General features: G+C 52.1%; 17 protein-coding genes. 10 read left to right on the forward strand and 7 right to left on the reverse strand.

Translation table 11 applies throughout. The annotated features are described in order from the left end of the window. Nucleotides 1-120: 120 nt before the first annotated feature. Nucleotides 121-1,014 (reverse strand): carboxylating nicotinate-nucleotide diphosphorylase, encoded by an 894-nt coding sequence (gene nadC / locus A1WG_RS08730; protein ID WP_001135155.1) that lies wholly within the window; start codon nt 1,012-1,014, stop codon nt 121-123. An 87-nt stretch (nt 1,015-1,101) separates the two neighbouring features. On the opposite strand from nadC, the gene ampD reads away from it, so the two are divergent. Beyond that, nucleotides 1,102-1,653: a 1,6-anhydro-N-acetylmuramyl-L-alanine amidase AmpD gene (gene ampD / locus A1WG_RS08725; RefSeq protein WP_000923708.1), complete on the forward strand. Its 552-nt coding sequence runs from the start codon at nt 1,102-1,104 to the stop codon at nt 1,651-1,653. Beyond that, a complete protein-coding gene (ampE, locus tag A1WG_RS08720; protein WP_000171988.1) occupies nt 1,650-2,504 on the forward strand; it encodes a beta-lactamase regulator AmpE in 855 nt (284 codons plus the stop codon). The genes ampD and ampE overlap by 4 nt, the downstream gene beginning before the upstream one ends. A gap of 42 nt (nt 2,505-2,546) precedes the next feature. Here ampE and aroP read toward each other — a convergent pair whose 3' ends face one another. Then, nucleotides 2,547-3,920, reverse strand: a complete 1,374-nt coding sequence (gene aroP / locus A1WG_RS08715; protein ID WP_077633378.1) for an aromatic amino acid transporter AroP — start codon at nt 3,918-3,920, stop codon at nt 2,547-2,549. 540 nt (nt 3,921-4,460) lie between these two features. Here aroP and pdhR point away from each other — a divergent pair. The 4 genes from pdhR (at nt 4,461) to lpdA (ending at nt 11,588) form a co-directional block, all read left to right on the forward strand. Then, entirely contained in the window at nt 4,461-5,225 is a 765-nt protein-coding gene (pdhR, locus tag A1WG_RS08710) for a pyruvate dehydrogenase complex transcriptional repressor PdhR (RefSeq protein ID WP_000331776.1), read from the forward strand. A gap of 160 nt (nt 5,226-5,385) precedes the next feature. Further along, nucleotides 5,386-8,049 carry a pyruvate dehydrogenase (acetyl-transferring), homodimeric type gene (gene aceE / locus A1WG_RS08705; protein ID WP_000003835.1) on the forward strand — a complete coding sequence of 888 codons (2,664 nt, stop codon included), beginning with the start codon at nt 5,386-5,388 and terminating at the stop codon, nt 8,047-8,049. 14 nt (nt 8,050-8,063) lie between these two features. Further along, nucleotides 8,064-9,956 (forward strand): pyruvate dehydrogenase complex dihydrolipoyllysine-residue acetyltransferase, encoded by a 1,893-nt coding sequence (gene aceF / locus A1WG_RS08700; protein WP_000963495.1) that lies wholly within the window; start codon nt 8,064-8,066, stop codon nt 9,954-9,956. A 207-nt stretch (nt 9,957-10,163) separates the two neighbouring features. After that, complete coding sequence (gene lpdA / locus A1WG_RS08695; RefSeq protein WP_000102487.1) at nt 10,164-11,588, forward strand: dihydrolipoyl dehydrogenase; 1,425 nt, start codon at nt 10,164-10,166, stop codon at nt 11,586-11,588. 241 nt (nt 11,589-11,829) lie between these two features. Here the strand turns inward: lpdA and A1WG_RS08690 are convergent, their stop codons facing one another. Then, nucleotides 11,830-13,587, reverse strand: coding sequence for a DUF3300 domain-containing protein (locus tag A1WG_RS08690; RefSeq protein WP_001517748.1), 1,758 nt, complete (start codon nt 13,585-13,587; stop codon nt 11,830-11,832). Nucleotides 13,588-13,939: 352 nt separating this feature from the next. On the opposite strand from A1WG_RS08690, the gene acnB reads away from it, so the two are divergent. The 3 genes from acnB (at nt 13,940) to yacL (ending at nt 17,821) form a co-directional block, all read left to right on the forward strand. Next, the gene (gene acnB, locus A1WG_RS08685; RefSeq protein ID WP_001517749.1) at nt 13,940-16,537 is read left to right on the forward strand and encodes a bifunctional aconitate hydratase 2/2-methylisocitrate dehydratase; all 2,598 of its coding nucleotides are present in this window, start codon (nt 13,940-13,942) and stop codon (nt 16,535-16,537) included. 365 nt (nt 16,538-16,902) lie between these two features. Then, a complete protein-coding gene (locus A1WG_RS08680) occupies nt 16,903-17,235 on the forward strand; it encodes a hypothetical protein (RefSeq protein ID WP_000708862.1) in 333 nt (110 codons plus the stop codon). Nucleotides 17,236-17,458: 223 nt separating this feature from the next. Next, nucleotides 17,459-17,821 carry a protein YacL gene (gene yacL / locus A1WG_RS08675; protein ID WP_001517750.1) on the forward strand — a complete coding sequence of 121 codons (363 nt, stop codon included), beginning with the start codon at nt 17,459-17,461 and terminating at the stop codon, nt 17,819-17,821. A 37-nt stretch (nt 17,822-17,858) separates the two neighbouring features. Here yacL and speD read toward each other — a convergent pair whose 3' ends face one another. The 3 genes from speD to A1WG_RS08660 form a co-directional block, all read right to left on the reverse strand. Beyond that, nucleotides 17,859-18,653: an adenosylmethionine decarboxylase gene (gene speD / locus A1WG_RS08670; protein ID WP_000734282.1), complete on the reverse strand. Its 795-nt coding sequence runs from the start codon at nt 18,651-18,653 to the stop codon at nt 17,859-17,861. A 15-nt stretch (nt 18,654-18,668) separates the two neighbouring features. Further along, on the reverse strand, nt 18,669-19,535 hold the full coding sequence (gene speE / locus A1WG_RS08665) for a polyamine aminopropyltransferase (RefSeq protein WP_000818362.1): 867 nt from the start codon (nt 19,533-19,535) through the stop codon (nt 18,669-18,671). Nucleotides 19,536-19,640: 105 nt separating this feature from the next. Beyond that, on the reverse strand, nt 19,641-19,988 hold the full coding sequence (locus tag A1WG_RS08660; protein WP_000846616.1) for a YacC family pilotin-like protein: 348 nt from the start codon (nt 19,986-19,988) through the stop codon (nt 19,641-19,643). 165 nt (nt 19,989-20,153) lie between these two features. Between A1WG_RS08660 and cueO the strand changes: the two genes are divergently transcribed. Continuing rightward, complete coding sequence (gene cueO / locus A1WG_RS08655) at nt 20,154-21,722, forward strand: multicopper oxidase CueO (RefSeq protein ID WP_001517752.1); 1,569 nt, start codon at nt 20,154-20,156, stop codon at nt 21,720-21,722. Nucleotides 21,723-21,768: 46 nt separating this feature from the next. On the opposite strand, the gene gcd is transcribed toward cueO, so the two are convergent. After that, entirely contained in the window at nt 21,769-24,159 is a 2,391-nt protein-coding gene (gcd, locus tag A1WG_RS08650) for a quinoprotein glucose dehydrogenase (RefSeq protein WP_001517753.1), read from the reverse strand. Between the last annotated feature and the right edge of the window lie 83 nt (nt 24,160-24,242).

Raw genomic sequence — 24,242 nt, forward strand, 5'->3', positions numbered from 1 at the left:
GGGTTCCGAGGTTTTTTATTATGTTGCAGTGAAAGACAAGATATTTGCGAGGCGTTACGAAGAAAGTTGGAGAAGGTAAGATTCATCCGCTCGCTACGGAGCGGATGAATCTGTCAGCAATTAGCGAAAACGCATTGAAAGGTCGAGTGCCTGTACGTGTTTGGTCAGTGCGCCGACAGAGATAAAGTCCACGCCTGTTTCGGCAAATTCGCGCAGAGTTTTGTCGGTGACGTTACCCGAAACTTCCAGCAGCGCCTTACCATTGGTACGTTTGACAGCTTCGCGCATTTGTTCTGTTTCGAAGTTATCCAGCATGATGATATCGGCACCTGCTTTCAGGGCTTCATCAAGTTCTTCCAGATCCTCGACTTCGACTTCTACTGGCGCATCCGGGTGCAGCCAGGACGCTTTTTCGACCGCCTGACGTACTGAGCCAGAGGCAATAATATGGTTTTCTTTAATCAGGAAGGCGTCAGAAAGTCCCAGGCGGTGATTCGCTCCGCCGCCGCAAAGTACCGCATATTTCAGAGCCGAACGCAGGCCGGGCAAGGTTTTGCGAGTATCCAGCAACTGCGTGTTGGTGCCTTCCAGCAGTTTGACATAGTGGCGAACCTTACTGGCAACCCCAGAAAGGGTTTGTACAAAATTGAGCGCCGTGCGTTCACCCGTTAACAGCACGCGGGAGGGGCCTTCAAGTTCGAAAAGGAGTTGATTGGCGTTGATGACATCACCGTCATCCACATGCCAGATAATGGTGACATCGTCACCAGCCAGTTGAATAAACACCTCTTCAACCCAGCGTTTGCCGCAAAATACGCCATTCTCGCGGGTGATCACTGTTGCATGAGAGCGAGAATTTTCCGGTAAAAGTTTTGCCGTAATATCATTGTTGGCATCGACTGTTCCGCCTAAATCTTCCCGCAGCGCCTGGGCCACCGCGCCGGGTATATCGAGATTAATGCGTTCCAGCAGCTCGTCACGTCGGGTGTCAGGGTTATAGCGGCGAGGCGGCATGTTAAAACTCCAGATAGCTAACGAATCATAAGGTAGAAACATGCTACTCTGAACCGGATATTAGCACCACATATAAGGAGATCCTGCATGTTGTTAGAACAGGGGTGGCTGACCGGCGCGCGCCGCGTTCCCTCGCCTCATTACGATTGTCGCCCGGATGACGAAGTTCCCACCCTGCTGGTGGTGCACAATATTAGCCTGCCGCCAGGTGAGTTTGGCGGCCCGTGGATCGACGCATTATTCACCGGAACTATTGATCCGCAGGCGCATCCCTTCTTTGCTGAGATAGCTCATTTGCGCGTTTCCGCTCACTGTTTGATTCGCCGTGATGGTGAAATTGTCCAGTATGTTCCTTTCGATAAACGCGCCTGGCACGCGGGTGTCTCTCAGTATCAAGGTCGTGAACGCTGTAATGATTTTTCTATTGGGATTGAGCTGGAAGGCACCGATACGCTGGCTTACACCGATGCGCAGTATCAGCAACTGGCGGCGGTCACTCGGGCGCTGATTGATCGCTATCCAGCTATTGCTAATAACATGACGGGGCATTGCGATATTGCGCCGGATCGTAAAACCGATCCTGGTCCTGCATTTGATTGGGCACGGTTTCGCGCGCTGGTCAGCAAGGAGACAACATGACGCTATTCACAACCTTACTGGTGTTAATTTTTGAGCGCCTGTTTAAGTTGGGCGAGCACTGGCAGCTTGATCACCGCCTTGAAGCGTTCTTTCGGCGGGTGAAACATTTTTCACTCGGGCGCACGTTAGGTATGACCATTATTGCGATGGGGGTGACTTTTTTGCTGTTGCGCGCGTTGCATGGGCTATTGTTCAACGTTCCGACGCTGCTGGTGTGGCTGCTGATTGGTTTGCTGTGTATTGGCGCAGGTAAAGTTCGTCTTCATTATCATGCTTATCTGGCAGCCGCTTCACGTAATGATAGCCATGCCCGTTCCACAATGGCTGGCGAACTCACTATGATTCACGGCGTCCCTGCAGGCTGCGATGAACGTGAATACTTGCGGGAACTGCAAAATGCACTGCTGTGGATTAACTTTCGTTTTTACCTGGCACCGCTGTTCTGGTTGATTGTGGGGGGAAGTTGGGGGCCAGTTACGCTGATGGGGTATGCGTTTTTGCGCGCATGGCAATACTGGCTGGCGCGTTACCAGACGCCGCATCATCGTTTACAGTCGGGGATTGATGCAGTGCTTCATGTCGCGGATTGGGTGCCGGTTCGCCTTGCGGGTGTGGTTTATGCCTTGATCGGCCACGGTGAGAAAGCGTTACCTGCCTGGTTTGCTTCGCTGGCCGATTTCCATACTTCGCAATATCAGGTGTTAACGCGTCTGGCGCAGTTCTCTCTGGCGCGTGAACCGCATGTCGATAAGGTGGAGACACCGAAAGCAGCAGTTTCAATGGCGAAGAAAACCTCGTTTGTGGTCGTGGTAGTGATTGCGCTACTGACGATTTACGGGACATTGGTGTAAAGATTGTTGCCCTCACCCAGACAGGGTGAGGGCGTAGAGAGATTAATGCGCTTTTACTGCTTTTGCGGTTTTCTCTTTAAACAGATAGCCGATGCCTAACACCACCAGCCATATCGGGATCAGGTAAACCGAAATCGCCATCCCCGGCGTCATCAGCATAATTACCAGTACCGCCGCCATAAACAGCAGGCAGATCCAGTTACCCAGCGGATAGAGCAGGGCAGGGAAGCGGGTAGCCACACCTTGTGCTTGTTTGGCACGACGGAATTTCATGTGCGCAAGACTTATCATCGCCCAGTTGATTACCAGAGCGGAAACCACCAGCGCCATTAACAGTCCGAATGCGGACTCTGGGGCAAGGTAGTTAATCAGTACGCACAATGCCGTAACCAGCGCAGATACCAGAATGGTGTTGACCGGTACGCCGCGTTTATCGACGGAAGCGAGCATTTTCGGTGCATTTCCCTGTTGTGCCAGACCAAACAGCATACGGCTGTTGCAGTAGACGCAACTGTTGTACACGGAAAGTGCCGCCGTCAACACCACGATATTCAGGGCGTTAGCCACAAAGGTGTCGCCCAGTTCATGGAAGATCAACACGAATGGACTGGTATCAGCGGTAACGCGCGTCCACGGCATCAGTGAGAGCAGGACGGCTAACGAACCAATGTAGAAAATCAGGATGCGGTAGATAACCTGATTGGTTGCTTTCGGGATGCTTTGCTCCGGGTTATCGGCTTCTGCGGCGGTGATCCCCACTAGCTCCAGACCACCAAACGAGAACATGATAATCGCCATCATCATCACCAGCCCGGTGAAGCCGTGCGGCAGGAATCCGCCCTGTTCCCAGAGGTTACGGACGGTCGCTTGCGGACCGCCGTTGCCACTGAACAGCAGCCAGCCGCCGAAGATGATCATCGCCACCACCGCGATAACTTTGATAATGGCAAACCAGAACTCCATCTCGCCAAACACTTTAACGTTGGTCAGGTTGATGGCGTTGATCACCACAAAGAACACGGCGGCAGAAGCCCAGGTTGGGATATCCGGATACCAGAACTGAATGTATTTGCCGACGGCAGTAAGCTCCGCCATGGCAACTAATACGTACAATACCCAGTAGTTCCAGCCTGAGGCGAAGCCAGCAAAGCTCCCCCAGTATTTATAAGCAAAGTGGCTGAAGGAGCCTGCTACCGGTTCTTCGACCACCATTTCACCTAGCTGACGCATGATCAGAAAGGCGATAAAACCAGCAATGGCGTAACCCAGAATGATCCCTGGCCCTGCGGACTGTATTACGGAGGCGCTTCCCAGGAATAGCCCGGTCCCTATCGCGCCACCCAGCGCGATAAGCTGAATATGGCGGTTTTTAAGGCCGCGCTTTAGCTGCTCGCCGTGCTGTTGACCTTCCATCATGAAACCTCGTGCGGTGATTGTTTTTTTGATCTACGCAGTGATGCGTGTGTAAGTTTGCAATTCCGTTTGTTGTATTAATTTGTTTACAACTTGGAAGTTTGAATTGTTACAAAAAGACTTCCGTCAGATAAAGAATAATGGTATGCGGCAGCGAATGCACCCGCTTTATGCATGGTTGAAGATGGGTTGTCTAAAAAGAAACCATTTGTAAAGACCAGTCTCAAACAATCCCACCCATAACAAAGAATATAAATTCATTTTTATTGAATTAAAAATCGAAAAATTGGTAAGTGAATCGGTTCAATTCGGATTTTTATAGTTTAATAATCGTTAAAAAAAACCTTGCTCACGTAAAGCCTACATTTGTGCATAGTTACAACTTTGAAACGCTATATATGTCAAGTTGTTAAAATGTGCACAGTTTCATGATTTCAATCAAAACCTGTATAGACATAAGGTGAATACTTTGTTACTTTAGCGTCACAGACATGAAATTGGTAAGACCAATTGACTTCGGCAAGTGGCTTAAGACAGGAACTCATGGCCTACAGCAAAATCCGCCAACCAAAACTTTCCGATGTGATTGAGCAGCAACTGGAGTTTTTGATCCTCGAGGGCACCCTTCGCCCTGGTGAAAAACTCCCACCGGAACGCGAACTGGCGAAACAGTTCGACGTCTCCCGTCCCTCCTTGCGTGAGGCGATTCAACGTCTCGAAGCGAAGGGCTTGTTGCTTCGTCGCCAGGGTGGCGGCACTTTTGTCCAGAGCAGCCTCTGGCAAAGCTTCAGCGATCCGCTGGTGGAGCTGCTCTCCGACCATCCTGAATCACAATACGACTTGCTCGAAACACGACACGCCCTGGAAGGCATAGCCGCCTATTACGCCGCGTTGCGTAGTACCGATGAAGACAAGGAACGCATTCGTGAACTCCACCACGCCATAGAGCTGGCGCAGCAGTCTGGCGATCTGGACGCGGAATCAAACGCCGTACTCCAGTATCAGATTGCCGTCACCGAAGCGGCCCACAATGTGGTTTTGCTTCATCTGCTAAGGTGTATGGAGCCGATGTTGGCCCAGAATGTCCGTCAAAACTTCGAATTGCTCTATTCGCGTCGAGAGATGCTGCCGCTGGTGAGTAGTCACCGCACTCGCATATTCGAAGCAATTATGGCCGGTAAGCCAGAAGAAGCGCGCGAAGCATCGCATCGCCATCTGGCCTTTATCGAAGAAATCTTGCTCGACAGAAGCCGTGAGGAGAGCCGCCGTGAGCGTTCTCTGCGCCGTCTGGAGCAACGAAAGAATTAGTGATTTTTCTGGTGAAAATTAGCCAGAAGATGTTGTAAATCAAGCGCATATAAAAGCGCAGCAACTAAACGTAGAACCTGTCTTATTGAGCTTTCCAGCGAGAGTTCAATGGGACAGGTTCCAGAAAACTCAACGTTATTAGATAGATAAGGAATAACCCATGTCAGAACGTTTCCCAAATGACGTGGATCCGATCGAAACTCGCGACTGGCTCCAGGCGATCGAATCGGTCATCCGTGAAGAAGGTGTTGAGCGTGCTCAGTATCTGATCGACCAACTGCTTGCTGAAGCCCGCAAAGGCGGAGTCAACGTAGCCGCAGGCACCGGCGTCAGCAACTACATCAACACCATCCCCGTTGAAGAACAGCCGGAGTATCCGGGTAATCTGGAACTGGAACGCCGTATTCGTTCAGCTATCCGCTGGAACGCCATCATGACGGTTCTGCGTGCATCCAAAAAAGATCTGGAACTGGGCGGCCACATGGCGTCTTTCCAGTCTTCCGCAACCATTTATGATGTGTGTTTTAACCACTTCTTCCGTGCACGCAACGAGCAGGATGGCGGCGACCTGGTTTACTTCCAGGGGCACATCTCCCCGGGCGTTTACGCACGAGCTTTCCTGGAAGGTCGTCTGACTCAGGAGCAACTGGATAATTTCCGTCAGGAAGTCCACGGTAATGGCCTCTCTTCCTACCCGCACCCGAAACTGATGCCGGAATTCTGGCAGTTCCCGACCGTATCTATGGGGCTGGGGCCAATCGGTGCTATCTACCAGGCGAAGTTCCTGAAATATCTGGAACACCGTGGCCTGAAAGATACCTCTAAACAGACCGTTTACGCATTCCTTGGTGACGGCGAGATGGACGAACCAGAATCCAAAGGTGCGATCACCATCGCTACCCGTGAAAAACTGGATAACCTGGTCTTCGTTATCAACTGTAACCTGCAGCGTCTTGACGGCCCGGTCACCGGTAACGGCAAGATCATCAACGAACTGGAAGGCATCTTCGAAGGTGCTGGCTGGAACGTGATCAAAGTGATGTGGGGTAGCCGTTGGGATGAGCTGCTGCGTAAAGATACCAGCGGTAAACTGATCCAACTGATGAACGAAACCGTTGACGGCGACTACCAGACCTTCAAATCGAAAGATGGTGCGTACGTTCGTGAACACTTCTTCGGTAAATATCCGGAAACCGCAGCACTGGTTGCAGACTGGACTGACGAGCAGATCTGGGCATTGAACCGTGGCGGTCACGATCCGAAGAAAATCTACGCTGCATTCAAGAAAGCGCAGGAAACCAAAGGCAAAGCGACAGTAATCCTTGCTCATACCATTAAAGGTTACGGCATGGGCGATGCGGCTGAAGGTAAAAACATTGCGCACCAGGTTAAGAAAATGAACATGGACGGCGTGCGCCATATCCGCGACCGTTTCAATGTGCCGGTGTCTGATGCAGATATCGAAAAACTGCCGTACATCACCTTCCCGGAAGGTTCTGAAGAGCATACCTATCTGCACGCTCAGCGTCAGAAACTGCACGGTTATCTGCCAAGCCGCCAGCCGAACTTTACCGAGAAGCTGGAGCTGCCGAGCCTGCAAGACTTCGGTGCGCTGCTGGAAGAACAGAGCAAAGAGATCTCCACCACTATCGCTTTTGTTCGTGCCCTGAACGTGATGCTGAAGAACAAGTCGATCAAAGACCGACTTGTGCCGATCATCGCTGACGAAGCGCGTACTTTCGGTATGGAAGGTCTGTTCCGTCAGATTGGTATCTATAGCCCGAACGGTCAGCAGTACACCCCGCAGGATCGCGAGCAGGTTGCGTACTATAAAGAAGACGAGAAAGGTCAGATTCTGCAGGAAGGGATCAACGAGCTGGGCGCAGGTTGTTCCTGGCTGGCTGCGGCGACCTCTTACAGCACCAACAATCTGCCGATGATTCCGTTCTACATCTATTACTCGATGTTCGGATTCCAGCGTATTGGCGATCTGTGCTGGGCGGCTGGCGACCAGCAGGCGCGTGGCTTCCTGATCGGCGGTACTTCCGGTCGTACCACCCTGAACGGCGAAGGTCTGCAGCACGAAGATGGTCACAGCCACATTCAGTCGCTGACTATCCCGAACTGTATCTCTTACGACCCGGCTTACGCTTACGAAGTTGCTGTCATCATGCATGATGGTCTGGAGCGTATGTACGGTGAAAAACAAGAGAACGTTTACTACTACATCACCACGCTGAACGAAAACTACCACATGCCGGCAATGCCGGAAGGTGCTGAGGAAGGTATCCGTAAAGGTATCTACAAACTCGAAACCATTGAAGGTAGCAAAGGTAAAGTTCAACTGCTGGGCTCCGGTTCTATCCTGCGCCACGTCCGTGAAGCAGCACAGATCCTGGCGAAAGATTACGGCGTAGGTTCTGACGTTTATAGCGTGACCTCCTTCACCGAACTGGCGCGTGATGGTCAGGATTGTGAACGCTGGAACATGCTGCATCCGCTGGAAACTCCGCGCGTTCCGTACATCGCTCAGGTGATGAACGACGCTCCGGCAGTGGCATCTACCGACTATATGAAACTGTTCGCTGAGCAGGTCCGTACTTACGTACCGGCTGACGACTACCGCGTACTGGGTACTGATGGCTTCGGTCGTTCCGACAGCCGTGAGAACCTGCGTCACCACTTTGAAGTTGATGCTTCTTATGTCGTGGTTGCGGCGCTGGGCGAACTGGCTAAACGTGGCGAAATCGATAAGAAAGTGGTTGCTGACGCAATCGCCAAATTCAACATCGATGCAGATAAAGTTAACCCGCGTCTGGCGTAAGAGGTAAAAGAATAATGGCTATCGAAATCAAAGTACCGGACATCGGGGCTGATGAAGTTGAAATCACCGAGATCCTGGTCAAAGTGGGCGACAAAGTTGAAGCCGAACAGTCGCTGATCACCGTAGAAGGCGATAAAGCCTCTATGGAAGTTCCGTCTCCGCAGGCGGGTATCGTTAAAGAGATCAAAGTCTCTGTTGGCGATAAAACCCAGACCGGCGCACTGATTATGATTTTCGATTCCGCCGACGGTGCAGCAGACGCTGCACCTGCTCAGGCAGAAGAGAAGAAAGAAGCAGCTCCGGCAGCAGCACCAGCGGCTGCGGCGGCAAAAGACGTTAACGTTCCGGATATCGGCAGCGACGAAGTTGAAGTGACCGAAATCCTGGTGAAAGTGGGCGACAAAGTTGAAGCTGAACAGTCGCTGATCACCGTAGAAGGCGACAAGGCTTCTATGGAAGTTCCGGCTCCGTTTGCGGGCATCGTGAAAGAGATCAAAGTGAACGTTGGCGACAAAGTGTCTACCGGCTCACTGATTATGGTCTTCGAAGTTGCGGGGGCAGCCAGCGCGGCAGCTCCGGCTCCGGCGGCAAAACAGGAAGCGGCTCCGGCACCTGCGGCAGCGACTGGCGTGAAAGAAGTTAACGTTCCGGATATCGGCGGTGACGAAGTTGAAGTGACCGAAGTGATGGTGAAAGTGGGCGACAAAGTTACCGCTGAGCAGTCACTGATCACCGTAGAAGGCGACAAAGCTTCTATGGAAGTTCCGGCTCCGTTCGCGGGCGTGGTGAAAGAACTGAAAGTGAATGTTGGCGACAAAGTGAAAACTGGCTCGCTGATTATGATCTTCGAAGTTGAAGGCGCAGCGCCTGCGGCAGCTCCGGCGAAACAGGAAGCGGCTGCTCCGGCTCCGGCTGCAAAAGCTGAAGCTCCGGCAGCAGCACCGGCTGCAAAAGCGGAAGGCAAATCTGAATTTGCTGAAAACGACGCTTATGTTCACGCGACTCCGCTGATCCGCCGTCTGGCTCGCGAGTTCGGCGTTAACCTGGCGAAAGTGAAGGGCACAGGCCGTAAAGGTCGTATCCTGCGCGAAGACGTTCAGGCTTATGTGAAAGAAGCCATCAAACGTGCAGAAGCGGCTCCGGCAGCGACTGGCGGCGGTATCCCAGGCATGTTGCCGTGGCCGAAGGTGGACTTCAGCAAGTTTGGTGAAATCGAAGAAGTGGAACTGGGTCGCATTCAGAAAATCTCTGGTGCTAACCTGAGCCGTAACTGGGTGATGATCCCGCACGTTACCCACTTCGACAAGACCGATATCACCGAGCTGGAAGCGTTCCGTAAACAGCAGAACGAAGAAGCTGCGAAACGTAAGCTGGATGTGAAGATCACCCCGGTTGTCTTCATCATGAAAGCCGTTGCTGCGGCACTTGAGCAGATGCCTCGCTTCAACAGTTCGCTGTCGGAAGACGGTCAGCGTCTGACCCTGAAGAAATACATCAACATCGGTGTGGCGGTGGATACTCCGAACGGCCTGGTTGTTCCGGTATTCAAAGACGTCAACAAGAAAGGCATCATCGAGCTGTCTCGCGAGCTGATGACCATTTCCAAGAAAGCGCGTGACGGTAAGCTGACTGCGGGCGAAATGCAGGGTGGTTGCTTCACCATCTCCAGTATCGGCGGCCTGGGTACTACCCACTTCGCGCCGATTGTGAACGCACCGGAAGTGGCTATCCTCGGCGTTTCCAAGTCCGCGATGGAACCTGTGTGGAATGGTAAAGAGTTCGTGCCGCGTCTGATGCTGCCGATTTCTCTCTCCTTTGACCACCGCGTGATCGACGGTGCTGATGGTGCGCGTTTCATTACCATCATTAACAACACGCTGTCTGACATTCGCCGTCTGGTGATGTAAATAAAAGAGCCGGCCCAACGGCCGGCTTTTTTCTGGTAATCTTATGAATATATTGAGGTTATCAGGTAATAGACAAATCGGTTGCCGTTTGTTGTTTAAAAATTGTTAACAATTTTGTAAAATACCGACGGATAGAACGACCCGGTGGATAATGGGCGTCATAAAAAAAACGTCAGACCCGCCGGAGATAAATATATAGAGGTCATGATGAGTACTGAAATCAAAACTCAGGTCGTGGTACTTGGGGCAGGCCCCGCAGGTTACTCCGCTGCCTTCCGCTGCGCTGATTTAGGTCTGGAAACCGTAATCGTAGAACGCTACAACACCCTCGGCGGTGTTTGCCTGAACGTCGGCTGTATCCCTTCTAAAGCACTGCTGCACGTAGCAAAAGTTATCGAAGAAGCCAAAGCACTGGCTGAACACGGTATCGTTTTCGGTGAGCCGAAAACCGATATCGACAAGATTCGTACCTGGAAAGAGAAAGTTATCACTCAACTGACCGGCGGTCTGGCTGGTATGGCGAAAGGCCGTAAAGTGAAAGTGGTCAACGGTCTGGGTAAATTCACCGGGGCGAACACCCTGGAAGTTGAAGGTGAGAACGGTAAGACTGTGATCAACTTCGACAATGCGATCATCGCGGCGGGTTCTCGCCCGATCCAACTGCCGTTTATTCCGCATGAAGATCCGCGTATCTGGGACTCCACTGACGCTCTGGAATTGAAAGAAGTGCCAGAACGCCTGCTGGTTATGGGTGGCGGTATCATCGGTCTGGAAATGGGGACGGTATACCACGCGCTGGGTTCACAGATTGACGTGGTTGAAATGTTCGACCAGGTTATCCCGGCAGCAGATAAAGACATCGTTAAAGTCTTCACCAAGCGTATCAGCAAGAAATTCAACCTGATGCTGGAAACCAAAGTCACTGCCGTTGAAGCAAAAGAAGACGGTATCTACGTGACGATGGAAGGCAAAAAAGCACCGGCTGAACCACAGCGTTACGACGCCGTGCTGGTGGCTATTGGTCGTGTGCCGAACGGTAAAAACCTCGACGCAGGCAAAGCAGGCGTGGAAGTGGACGACCGTGGCTTCATCCGCGTTGACAAACAACTGCGTACCAACGTACCACACATCTTTGCTATCGGTGATATCGTCGGTCAGCCGATGCTGGCACACAAAGGTGTTCACGAAGGTCACGTTGCCGCTGAAGTTATCGCCGGTAAAAAACACTACTTCGATCCGAAAGTTATTCCGTCTATTGCCTATACCGAACCAGAAGTTGCATGGGTGGGTTTGACCGAGAAAGAAGCGAAAGAGAAAGGCATCAGCTACGAAACTGCCACCTTCCCGTGGGCTGCTTCTGGTCGTGCGATCGCTTCTGACTGCGCGGACGGTATGACCAAGCTGATTTTCGACAAAGAGTCTCATCGTGTGATCGGTGGTGCGATTGTCGGTACTAACGGCGGCGAGCTGTTGGGTGAAATCGGTCTGGCAATCGAAATGGGTTGCGACGCTGAAGACATCGCGCTGACCATCCACGCGCACCCGACTCTGCACGAGTCTGTGGGCCTGGCGGCAGAAGTGTTCGAAGGTAGCATTACCGACCTGCCGAACCCGAAAGCGAAGAAGAAGTAATTTTTCTTGTGCCGGGGCATCCGGTAAATTAAGAAGCGGCTATTCTGACGCTTCAGATTGTTGGCAAAGTGCTGGTTGTTTACGCCGGATGCGGCGTAAACGCCTTATTCGGCCTACAAAATCATGCAAATTCAATATATTGCAGGTTCCGTGTAGGCCCGATAAGCTTGCGCATCGGGCAATTCGATGTTTGTCATCAGTCTTAAGCGGCTAACAGCGCCGCTTTTTTTATGCCTGCAATTTACCTTTCCAGTCTCCTTGCTCCACGCTCAGACAACCGTTCGCGTACCGCTGACCGTTGTTCGTTATTCAGTCTGGCCGGACGGTTATTGTCGTTTAAACGCTGCGGGTGACTCTTCTGAATTCTCGCGCGTGCGACCTGCCGCTGTTCTGGTGATGCCGATTGAATACGCTGGCGGGCGTTATCACGCTGTTGTTGGTTCTGCGGGCGCTGCTGTACTTTTTCTTTAAATACCTGGCGCTGTTCGGGAGTAGTGGACTGAATATGCTGACGTGCCGTCTCTCTTCGCTGCTGATTCTGCGGGCTGGTTTGCATTTTCTCGCGGACTGCCTGGCGCTGCTCAGGAGAGGCCGATTGATAACGCTGGCGAGCGGTGTCCTTTTGCTGCCGGGTCAGTAGCTGGTGACGGCTGAACTCGCGGAAGTCGTCATAACTCCCATCGTGTTCCGCCTCATTAAACCGCTGTGCCGCAGCCTGACGTTGGGTGTCGCGCGTAGTGACTGGTGCAGCATGTGTTCGTTGCTGAAACTGACTTGCAGCCGCCTGGCGCTGGTTGTCGCGCGACGGTGCGGGTAGTTGTGTGGCGCTCATACCGCTTTTGACATCGGTTTGATGAAATCGCTTAGTCATATCCTGATCATGATAAGGCACACCATCGCGGTAATTCGGATTGTGCCGCCATGCCATATTCTTATCCGTAAGATGCTCACCGGTGATACGGTTGAAATTGTTGACGTCGATGTTGATGTTGTCGCCGTTGTGTTGCCAGCCGTTGCCGTCACGATGACCACCGTCGTGGTGATGATAATCATCGTTGTCGTGGTGATGGTGGTCATGATCGTCGTCATCCCAGTCGATGCTGCTGAATAACGCGTATGTGGTGGCAACGCCCATGCTGTAGCCGAATCCGCGCACGAAGCTGTCAACAAACGGTTCTCCGGCTGGTGGCGGCAGGTAAACCGGCGGATACGCGGTATTGGCCCAGTTCCCGTAAACCACGGTTGGGTTGTAGTTGGGAATATAAACTACATCCGGATTGGCTGGCTCAATGGTTATTACGGTCGGCGCAGGTTCTGCGACGACGGGGCTGGATGTTGAAACGGTATTGTATTGTGTGACAGGAGCCGTGACAGTCTGTTTTAGCGGTACGGCTTGCTTCGTGGTCGTAATAACTTTCTGTTCAGTTGATGACTTCAGTGACCCGGTTTGTTGCGCCAGTTGCCGCAAACGTTGTACCGAGTCCATCACATCCTGCGGCTGCGCCAGAAACGCATCGCCAAGATTTTGTACCCACTGCGGGTTTTCACCCATCAACGCCATCAATTGCGGAAAAGCCACCAGTGATTTGACGCTGGCATCCCACGGCTGACCGGATACTGCCTGAATAGCCGCATCGCCTTGTTTGAGCGGGTTATCGTGCGACCACTGCACGGCCTGGGCGACATTTGCCGGATAGGTCGATGCCATCAGCATTTGCGAAAGCAGTGCATCGGGGTACAGCGCGACAGGTGCGAGCCATTGATCGATTTGCGCAGTACTGAAGGCAGATTTGACGACGGCAGGCGTTACCGGGGGCATGGAAACTGTTGCAGGAAGCGTAACCGCAGCGACGTCAGGCGCAGGCTGTTGTGTTGATTGCGCTACTACGGGGGCTTCCACCGTGCGACTTTTCACATACAACGTACCGGAAGCGGCACATAGCCCGGCGCTGCAAATTAGCGCCAGCACATGGGGTTTAAACGGCAAAGTAATTTTCATAGTCCTGATCTCAAGGAAATCGCAATGGTCGACGAACTGCCACCCGCAGGTGCTGTAGGCACGAGTATAAAGAGGCGGTAGTTTAAATTTTGACTAATGTTGGGATTTGTTGAGAAGAGTGATTATCACAATGCGAATTAACAGGTTTTTCGGAGGGAAACAATCTCTAGACTATCCTTAACGATTCAGCCACTTTTTTATGTTGCTTTTTTGTAAACAGATTAACACATCGTCAAAATCCTGCTATTCTGCCCGTTGCGGTACTGGGCATTTACCCTACAAACTGCTGTCTCACAGGAGCGTGAAGAGAATCGCCTGCCGCACTATGACAATGAGAGCGAGGAGAACCGTCGTGCTAGAAGAATACCGTAAGCACGTAGCTGAGCGTGCCGCTGAGGGGATTGCGCCCAAACCCCTGGATGCAAACCAAATGGCCGCGCTCGTAGAGCTGCTGAAAAACCCGCCCGCGGGCGAAGAAGAATTCCTGTTAGATCTGTTAACCAACCGTGTTCCCCCTGGCGTCGATGAAGCAGCCTATGTAAAAGCAGGCTTCCTGGCCGCCGTCGCAAAAGGTGAAGCCAAATCTCCGCTGCTGACTCCGGAAAAAGCCATTGAACTGCTGGGCACCATGCAGGGTGGTTACAACATTCATCCGCTGATCGACGCGCTGGACGATGCCAAACTGGCACCGATCGCTGCTAAAGCACTGTCCCACACGCTGCTGATGTTCGATAACTTCTATGACGTAGAAGAGAAAGCCAAAGCAGGTAACAAATACGCGAAGCAGGTTATGCAGTCCTGGGCGGATGCTGAATGGTTCCTGAATCGCCCGGCACTGGCTGAAAAACTGACCGTTACCGTCTTTAAGGTCACCGGCGAAACCAACACTGATGACCTCTCTCCGGCACCGGATGCGTGGTCACGCCCGGATATCCCGCTGCACGCGCTGGCGATGCTGAAAAACGCCCGCGAAGGGATCGAGCCAGATCAACCCGGTGTTGTTGGCCCGATCAAGCAGATCGAAGCCCTGCAACAGAAAGGTTTCCCGCTGGCTTATGTGGGTGACGTTGTGGGTACGGGGTCTTCGCGTAAATCCGCCACTAACTCTGTACTGTGGTTTATGGGCGACGATATTCCACATGTGCCGAACAAACGCGGTGGCGGTCTGTGTCTCGGCGGCAAAATTGCGCCAATCTTCTTTAACACGATGGAAGATGCCGGTGCACTGCCAATTGAAGTGGACGTTTCCAACCTGAATATGGGCGACGTGATTGACGTTTACCCGTACAAAGGTGAAGTGCGTAACCACGAAACCGGTGAACTGCTGGCGACCTTTGAACTAAAAACCGACGTACTGATTGATGAAGTGCGGGCGGGCGGTCGTATTCCGCTGATTATCGGTCGCGGTCTGACCACCAAAGCGCGTGAAGCGCTCGGTCTGCCGCAGAGCGATGTGTTCCGTCAGGCGAAAGATGTCGCTGAAAGCGATCGTGGCTTCTCGCTGGCACAGAAAATGGTGGGGCGCGCCTGTGGCGTGAAAGGCATTCGTCCGGGCGCTTACTGCGAACCGAAAATGACGTCTGTCGGCTCTCAGGACACTACCGGCCCAATGACCCGTGATGAACTGAAAGACCTGGCGTGCCTGGGCTTCTCGGCTGACCTGGTGATGCAGTCTTTCTGTCATACAGCGGCGTATCCGAAGCCGGTTGACGTTAACACGCACCATACGCTGCCTGACTTCATTATGAACCGTGGCGGTGTGTCGCTGCGCCCAGGTGATGGCGTAATCCACTCCTGGTTGAACCGTATGCTGCTGCCGGATACCGTGGGCACCGGTGGTGACTCCCATACCCGTTTCCCGATCGGTATCTCCTTCCCGGCAGGTTCTGGTCTGGTCGCGTTTGCTGCGGCGACTGGCGTCATGCCGCTGGATATGCCGGAATCCGTTCTGGTGCGCTTCAAAGGCAAAATGCAGCCGGGCATCACCCTGCGCGATCTGGTACACGCGATCCCGCTGTACGCAATCAAGCAAGGTCTGCTGACCGTTGAGAAGAAAGGTAAGAAAAACATCTTCTCTGGTCGCATTCTGGAAATTGAAGGCCTGCCGGATCTGAAAGTTGAGCAGGCATTTGAGTTGACCGATGCTTCCGCTGAACGTTCCGCTGCGGGCTGTACCATCAAGCTGAACAAAGAGCCGATCATCGAATACCTGAACTCCAACATTGTCCTGCTGAAGTGGATGATCGCGGAAGGTTACGGCGATCGTCGTACCCTGGAACGTCGTATTCAGGGCATGGAAAAATGGTTGGCGGATCCTGAGCTGCTGGAAGCCGATGCTGATGCCGAATACGCGGCAGTGATCGACATCGATCTGGCAGATATCAAAGAGCCAATCCTCTGTGCACCGAACGATCCGGACGACGCACGTCCGCTGTCAGCGGTTCAGGGCGAGAAGATCGACGAAGTGTTTATCGGTTCTTGCATGACCAACATCGGTCACTTCCGTGCAGCAGGTAAACTGCTGGATGCGCATAAAGGCCAGTTGCCGACCCGACTGTGGGTAGCACCGCCAACCCGGATGGACGCCGCGCAACTGACAGAAGAAGGCTACTACAGCGTCTTCGGTAAGAGCGGCGCGCGTATCGAGATCCCGGGCTGTTCACTGTGCATGGGTAACCAGGCGCGTGTGGCGGACGGCGCGACGGTGGTTTCCACCTCTACCCGTAACTTCCCGAACCGTCTGGGTACTGGCGCGAACGTCTTCCTGGCTTCTGCGGAACTGGCAGCCGTTGCAGCGCTTCTTGGCAAACTGCCAACGCCGGAAGAGTACCAGACCTACGTTGCGCAGGTAGATAAAACAGCCGTTGATACTTACCGTTATCTGAACTTCAACCAGCTTTCTCAGTACACCGAAAAAGCGGATGGGGTGATTTTCCAGACTGCGGTTTAAGGTAGTAGCCTGTTGTGAAAAGCCACTTCTTTTGGAAAGTGGCTAAGACTGATGATAAACGCAACATTGCCTGATGCGCTGCGCTTATCAGGCCTACAACGTTTCTGCAATTTATTGAATTTGCACTATTTTGTAGGCCGGATAAGGCGTTTACGCCGCATCCGGCAAGAACAAAGCGCACTTTGTCAGCAATCTGAGCCACTTCTTTTGGGGAGTGGCTTTTTTTTGCCGGAATATCTGACGGGCAACTCAATAACGTTAATTCTCAGAACCCGCACTCTTTTCCTTAATGATAGTGTTTATCTTATTTGGTTTTCTGCTGGTTATTACAGGGTGAAGTTTTTCACTTAATGGAGATAAAGTGAATGAAAAAAGCGTTTATTATAATTATCTTTTTTCTACTATGCGGCAACGCTTTTGCCGCGACAGCAAAATTACAATATTTGTTTGTCGCAAATGGTGGATTAGTGGGTTTTTATGAGGACGGTAATGTCAGGGGATGCGCACAGTGTGAGCCGATGAAAGAAAACCTTTTAACCATGAGCACTGAATCTCCTATATCACACTGGAAGCGAAATGCTGATGTGATAACAACCACCGACGCAGAGGGAAGTAGCGATCTTCAACTTTATGATAATGGCAAGATTACGGATGACTGGTGGATTTTTGATTATAAAACAATTCACCCTCTTTATTAATCTATGTTTTGTGCGCAGAGTAGCACTGGATTGTCTTCTTCCCTGGTAAGAAGATGTCTGTCGAAAATGACAAAAATTCTGGCCATGGTGGTTGGAACGCTTTTTTCACTATTTTTATCTCTAAACCATCGTCGTTCCGCTGTTTTTCTCTGGTAAGGCTGCGATAATTACATCAATGGCGCAATGCGATTTCGGCGCATTGCCGGGAGCAGAGGAACACACTATGGATTACGAATTTCTGCGCGATATTACCGGAGTGGTAAAGGTGCGCATGTCCATGGGGCATGAAGTGGTCGGGCACTGGTTTAATGAAGAGGTGAAAGAAAACCTGGCCTTGCTTGATGAAGTGGAACAAGCCGCGCGCACATTAAAAGGTAGCGAACGTTCCTGGCAGCGGGCAGGGCACGAATACACCCTGTGGATGGATGGCGAGGAGGTGATGATCCGCGCCAATCAACTGGAATTTGCGGGTGACGAAATGGAAGAAGGGATGAACTACTACGACGAAGAAAGCCTGTCGCTGTGCGGCGTTGAGGATTTTCTTCAGGTGGTGGCGGCGTACCGCAATTTCGTACAGCAGAAGTAGGTAAATCTGGCGGAGCCTTCGTGCTCCGCCAGAGCCGTTAAACGGCAGGCATATTACGCCCGTAATAAATTTCGCGCATTTCTTTCCATAGCGCAGCGGTAATCTCTTTGCGCTCGCTGTCGGTTAAATCTTCCGGTTTGGTGTGGAACATGTAGTGCTTAAGGTCGAACTCTTTAAGCAACATCTTGGTATGGAAGATATTTTCCTGATAGACGTTTACATCCACCATGTCATACAGCGCCTTTATATCTTCAGACATAAAGTTCTGAATCGAATTAATCTCATGGTCGATAAAGTGCTTCATACCGTTAATATCGCGGGTAAAACCGCGCACGCGATAATCAATGGTCACGATATCGGATTCAAGCTGGTGGATCAGGTAATTCAACGCCTTCAGCGGGGAAATCACGCCGCAGGTAGAGACTTCTATGTCGGCGCGGAAAGTACATAAACCGCCTTCAGGATGGCTTTCCGGGTAGGTATGTACGCAAATATGACTTTTATCGAGATGCGCAACCACGGCTTCTGGCAGCGGACCGGGGTGTTCCGTTTTGTCGATAAGTTTCGGGTCGACAGGTTCTTCGCTCACCAGAATAGTGACGCTGGCACCTTGTGGTTCGTAATCCTGGCGGGCGATGTTAAGAATATTGGCCCCGATAATGGAACAAGTTTCTGACAGGATTTCGGTCAGACGGTTGGCATTATAGAGTTCATCGATATAAGCGATATAACCGTCGCGCTCTTCGGCGGTTTTGGCGTAGCAGATATCGTAAATACAAAAACTCAGACTTTTGGTCAGATTATTAAAGCCATGCAGTTTCAGTTTTTTCAATTTCTTATCTTCTCCTTAGGACGCCTGTGAAGCCAGTGCGTCTTGCAGATACTGGGGTAAGGCAAACGCTGCCGTGTGGATTGCCGGGTTGTAATAACGGCATTTCAGGCCAGAGGCGAGAAAACGTGCCTGAATAATTTCGGTAGAGAGATGGCGTAAGGCGTCGTTATCTGTCGCCCATGCAAAGGTCATGATGCCGCCGTAATAGGTCGGGATTGCCGCCTGATAAAAGCCAACATCGCTGAAGTAATGGCTGAGTTTGCGATGGCTGTCGATGGCTTCTTCCTGCTGTAAAAAGCAGACGCCGTTTTGCGCGACAAAAATACCGCCAGGATTCAGGCAGCGTTTGCAGCCTTCATAAAATGCTGAGGTGAACAGGCTTTCGCCGGGACCGATGGGATCGGTGCAGTCGGAGATGATGACATCAAAGGTCTGGCTGGTTTGATTCACGAAATTGACGCCATCGTCGATCACCAGTTTAAAACGGGGATCGTCGTAGCTACCGGCGTTATGGTTAGGCAGATACTGACGGCAGAAAGACACTACGCCCGCGTCGATTTCCACCATCGTGATTGACTCAACGTTTTTATGTCGGCTTACTTCACGTAACATCGCGCCGTCGCCGCCGCCAATGATTAACACGTGTTTAGCGTGACCGTGAGCCAGCAGCGGAACGTGGGTCATCATCTCATGATAGATAAATTCGTCGCGCTCGGTGGTCTGTACTACGCCATCCAGCGCCATTACGCGACCAAATGCGGCGTTCTCAAAAATGATCAGATCCTGGTGATCGGTCTTTTCATGATACAGAACGTTATCTACAGCAAAGTACTGCCCAAACTGGTCGTGTAGCGTTTCATGCCACAGTTTTTTTTCGGCCATGGGTTGATACCTCCTTTGTTAACACCCGTAAAAAAAGGGCGCAACATAATAGCTAACATTGACCGCGGATGCACGGTCAATGTTTCTACAAAAAGGTATCAGGAATTATTTTACGTAGGCAAGCAGGCTTAAGGAATCGCGGGCCAGGGCTTTACACTTTTTAGCGACGGGAATGCCGATACCGCTCAGATCGCGGTAGCTATCTTCACCGAGGGCTTTCATGTCGAAGTTGTCGTAGTTGCTGAGATCCCACTGGTTTTGCTGGGCAAAAAAGACCAGTGCGCGACGAATCTGCCCGTTAGGCAAGTTCTGGTAACCGCAATCGTTCTTCAGAAAAACAAAAACTGCCGTTAAATCGGCCATATCTTCGGCTTCAGACTCGCTGAGCGCGTAACTGTTTGCGCATACAGCCATCAGGCTGCCGAATAATACTGTTCTGAAAAACGTCTTCATTGCTTCTACCAGGGGCTTAAAGAAGATAAACGTTAGCACACTGCGAGCGAGGCGACGACCATTATTGTGGATTAAGTTGTGTCTGTGGCTTGACCTTCCCGTAAGGGGAAGGACTATGCTCAACGTTTGATTTTGTTTCGCCTGCTTGAGAATAAGGAAATATCTATGCAACGTCGTGATTTCTTAAAATATTCCGTCGCGTTGGGCGTGGCTTCTGCTTTACCACTATGGAGCCGCGCGGTTTTTGCTGCTGAACGCCCAACATTACCGATCCCTGATTTGCTCGCTACCGATGCCCGTAATCGCATTCAGTTGACCATTGGCACAGGCCAGTCCACCTTTGCTGGAAAAACGGCGACCACCTGGGGCTATAACGGCAATTTATTGGGGCCTGCGGTGAAGTTACAGCGTGGAAAAGCCGTGACGGTTGATATCTATAACCAACTGACGGAAGAGACGACGTTGCACTGGCACGGTCTGGAAGTGCCGGGGGAAGTGGACGGCGGCCCGCAGGGAATTATTCCGCCTGGCGGTAAACGCACAGTGACGCTGAATGTCGATCAGCCTGCCGCTACCTGCTGGTTCCACCCGCATCAACATGGAAAAACCGGGCGTCAGGTGGCGATGGGGCTGGCTGGGCTGGTGGTGATTGAGGACGATGAGATCCTGAAATTAATGCTGCCAAAACAGTGGGGGATCGATGATGTCCCGGTGATTGTTCAGGATAAAAAATTTAACGCCGACGGGCAGATTGATTATCAACTCGATGTGATGACCGCCGCCGTGGGCTGGTTTGGCGATACGTTGCTGACCAACGGCGCTATTTACCCGCAACATGCCGCGCCGCGTGGCTGGTTGCGGCTGCGTTTGCTCAATGGCTGTAACGCCCGCTCGCTCAATTTTGCCACCAGTGACAATCGCCCGCTGTATGTGATCGCCAGCGATGGTGGCCTGTTGCCTGAACCGGTGAAGGTGAGTGAACTTCCGGTGCTGATGGGCGAGCGTTTTGAAGTGCTGGTGGAGGTTAACGACAACAAACCGTTTGATCTGGTGACACTGCCTGTCAGCCAGATGGGAATGGCGATTGCACCGTTTGACAAGCCGCACCCGGTAATGCGTATTCAGCCGATTGCCATTAGTGCCTCTGGTGCTTTGCCGGATACCTTGAGTAGCCTGCCAGCGTTACCTTCGCTGGACGGATTAACGATACGCAAACTGCAACTCTCTATGGATCCGATGCTCGATATGATGGGGATGCAGATGTTAATGGAGAAATATGGCGATCAGGCAATGAGCGGAATGAACCACAGCCAGATGATGGGCCACATGGGCCACATGGGCCACATGGGCCACGGCAATATGAATCATATGAACCACGGCGGGAAGTTCGATTTTCACCATGCTAATAAAATCAACGGTCAGGCCTTCGATATGAACAAGCCGATGTTTGCGGCGGCGAAAGGGAAGTTCGAACGTTGGGTTATCTCTGGCGTTGGCGACATGATGTTGCATCCGTTCCATATTCACGGCACCCAGTTCCGTATCTTGTCGGAAAATGGCCAACCACCAGCGGTGCATCGCGCGGGCTGGAAAGATACTGTGAAGGTGGAAGGTAATGTCAGTGAGGTGCTGGTGAAGTTTAATCACGATGCACCGAAAGAACATGCTTATATGGCGCACTGCCATCTGCTGGAGCATGAAGATACGGGGATGATGTTAGGGTTTACGGTGTAAAAACAGCGTCTTCGGGAATATGCCCGGATCTCTCCGGGCATTATGGTTACTTCACATCATCCGGTAACGCATAAGCCACAATATAGTCGCCCATCTTCGTACCAAATGAACCGTGACCGCCTGCGGAGATCACCACATATTGCTTACCATTCACTTCATAGGTCATCGGCGTTGCCTGACCACCTGCTGGTAAACGGCCCTGCCACAGTTTTTCACCGTTGCTCATGTTGTAAGCGCGCAGGTAGTTATCTGCCGTAGCGGCAATAAACAACACGTTGCCCGCAGTGGAGATTGGCCCGCCGAGCATTGGCATCCCCATATTGAACGGCACCGGAACGGGCATCGGGAACGGCATACTGTCCTGCGGCGTACCAATACGTTTCTTCCATACCACTTCATTGGTTTTCAGATCCAGCGCCGAGATGTATCCCCAGGCAGGCTGTTTACACGGCAGACCAAACGGCGAAAGGAACGGGTTGAGCGTTACGCCATACGGCACGCCATATTGCGGCTGAATGCCGGATTCCGTACCTGTGCCTTTGGCATCTTTTGGCTGTTCCATCGGGTTACCCGGGCCACGCGGGATCAGTTTCGACACAAACGGTAGCGCCATTGGGTTGGCAATTGCCACTTCACGATTCGGATCAACGGAAATCCCGCCCCATTCGAACATTCCCAGGTTACCCGGGAAGACCAGAGTACCCTGTTCTGATGGTGGGGTGAAAATGCCTTCATAGCGCATTTGGTGGAACATCACGCGGCACACCAGTTGGTCAAACATGGTGGCACCCCACATATCCGCACCGCTCAAATCTTTCGTCGGACGGAAGCTGAGTTCAGAGAACGGTTGGGTAGGAGTAACGTAATCGCCTTTCGCTGCGCCTTGTGGAACCGGTTTTTCCGGAGCCGGAACGACCAGTTCGCCATTACGACGATCGAGTACAAAAATGTTGCCAGTTTTTGCAGGAGCGTAAATGACCGGCACTTTTTCACCGTTAACGGTGATATCCGCCAGCGTTGGTTGTGCCGGAAGATCCATATCCCACAGGTCGTGGTGAACGGTCTGGTAACTCCACGCCAGTTTCCCGGTGGTGGCATTCAGTGCCAGAATCGAGCTGGCATAACGTTCCTGTTCCGGTGTGCGGTTACCGCCCCAGATATCGGGCGTGGTCACGCCCATCGGCAGATACACCAGATCCAGCTTCGCATCATAGGCCGCAGGTGCCCACGAGTTTGGCGAGTTAAAGGTAAAGGTGTGTTCGTCTGATGGGATGGCGTTCGGATCTTTCGCGCCCGGATCAAAAGCCCACAGCAGTTCACCGGTGTTGACATCAAAACCACGGATTACGCCAGACGTTTCGCGGGTTGAGAAGTTATCGGTGACTGAACCGGCCATCACGATGGTTTTATCGGTGATAATCGGCGGCGACGTCGGTTCATACAGACCCGGTTTGGTATCCGGCATGTTGCTTTGCAGGTTGAGCACGCCTTTATTGGCGAAGGTTTCGCACAGCTTGCCGTTTTCAGCGTTAATTGCAATCAGGCGACCATCATTCACAGGAAGAATGATACGACGCGGGCAATCCGCCATCACTTCCGGCGAAGCAGTTTCTGCTTTGGCTTCATGGTAAGAGACGCCACGGCAGGTTACATGCTGGAAAGACTCGTTGGTTTTCAGCTCAGGATCGTAATGCCATTTCTCTTTGCCGCTGGCGGCATCGAGCGCAAACAGACGCTGGTGAGCGGTACACAGGTAAAGCGTGTCGCCTACTTTTATCGGCGTCACTTCATTGGTGATTTCGCCCGGATCGTTCGGCTGTTTCACATCGCCTGTGCGGAACACCCAGGCTTCTTTCAGCTTGTGGACGTTATCGGCGTTAATCTGCTTTAGTGGTGAATAGCGTTGACCTTCCTGATTGCGGCCATAGGCAGGCCAGTCCTGATCGGCAACGGGGGAGATAGCTTCGGCAGGTGTGGCATCAGCGCTTAAGGTGCCGTTGATTTCCTGCGGATCGTGAAATCCGGCCCAGGTGAGGATACCACCGCTAATCAACAGTGCGACCACCAGTGCGGCAACTGCGCCGCTGGCAGGAATGACCAGGCGATGCCAGACAAACGGCAGGATCAGCCAGATACCGAAGAAGACCAGGATATCGCTGCGCGGAGTGAGTGCCCAGAAATCGAAACCGACCTCCCAGACGCCCCAAATCATGGTGCCGAGCAGCAGAGCGGCGTACAGCCAAAGTGCTGCGCGTTTACTGCGCCACAACATCCAGGCGACGCCAAGCATCACCAGACCAGCGATGGGGTAGTACCAGGAGCCGCCAATCGCGACCAACCAGCCTCCGCCAATGAGAAGATATAGCCCGCAGAGTGCTGCAAAAAGGGCGGTTAGCGACACGAGTAAGCGTCGCGAGCCGGTATTGTTAATTGCCATAAAGAAACACCATTTCAATTAATTAATATTTTAGTAGCAATTAATTATAGGTTTTAACATGTGTGATCGTCATCACAATTTGA

It is taken from the genome of Escherichia sp. KTE96, from assembly GCF_000408525.1.
In the GTDB taxonomy this organism is placed as follows: domain Bacteria; phylum Pseudomonadota; class Gammaproteobacteria; order Enterobacterales; family Enterobacteriaceae; genus Escherichia; species Escherichia marmotae.

What these genes read in the sequence shown, in the direction of transcription:
- pdhR (WP_000331776.1), top strand. Translation starts at nt 4,461, where the DNA reads ATGGCCTACAGCAAAATCCGCCAACCAAAACTTTCCGATGTGATTGAG.
- ampE (WP_000171988.1), top strand. Translation starts at nt 1,650, where the DNA reads ATGACGCTATTCACAACCTTACTGGTGTTAATTTTTGAGCGCCTGTTT.
- gcd (WP_001517753.1), bottom strand. Translation starts at nt 24,159, where the DNA reads ATGGCAATTAACAATACCGGCTCGCGACGCTTACTCGTGTCGCTAACC.
- lpdA (WP_000102487.1), top strand. Translation starts at nt 10,164, where the DNA reads ATGAGTACTGAAATCAAAACTCAGGTCGTGGTACTTGGGGCAGGCCCC.
- aceF (WP_000963495.1), top strand. Translation starts at nt 8,064, where the DNA reads ATGGCTATCGAAATCAAAGTACCGGACATCGGGGCTGATGAAGTTGAA.
- A1WG_RS08660 (WP_000846616.1), bottom strand. Translation starts at nt 19,988, where the DNA reads ATGAAGACGTTTTTCAGAACAGTATTATTCGGCAGCCTGATGGCTGTA.
- nadC (WP_001135155.1), bottom strand. Translation starts at nt 1,014, where the DNA reads ATGCCGCCTCGCCGCTATAACCCTGACACCCGACGTGACGAGCTGCTG.
- cueO (WP_001517752.1), top strand. Translation starts at nt 20,154, where the DNA reads ATGCAACGTCGTGATTTCTTAAAATATTCCGTCGCGTTGGGCGTGGCT.
- A1WG_RS08680 (WP_000708862.1), top strand. Translation starts at nt 16,903, where the DNA reads ATGAAAAAAGCGTTTATTATAATTATCTTTTTTCTACTATGCGGCAAC.
- yacL (WP_001517750.1), top strand. Translation starts at nt 17,459, where the DNA reads ATGGATTACGAATTTCTGCGCGATATTACCGGAGTGGTAAAGGTGCGC.
- ampD (WP_000923708.1), top strand. Translation starts at nt 1,102, where the DNA reads ATGTTGTTAGAACAGGGGTGGCTGACCGGCGCGCGCCGCGTTCCCTCG.
- speE (WP_000818362.1), bottom strand. Translation starts at nt 19,535, where the DNA reads ATGGCCGAAAAAAAACTGTGGCATGAAACGCTACACGACCAGTTTGGG.
- aroP (WP_077633378.1), bottom strand. Translation starts at nt 3,920, where the DNA reads ATGATGGAAGGTCAACAGCACGGCGAGCAGCTAAAGCGCGGCCTTAAA.
- A1WG_RS08690 (WP_001517748.1), bottom strand. Translation starts at nt 13,587, where the DNA reads ATGAAAATTACTTTGCCGTTTAAACCCCATGTGCTGGCGCTAATTTGC.
- aceE (WP_000003835.1), top strand. Translation starts at nt 5,386, where the DNA reads ATGTCAGAACGTTTCCCAAATGACGTGGATCCGATCGAAACTCGCGAC.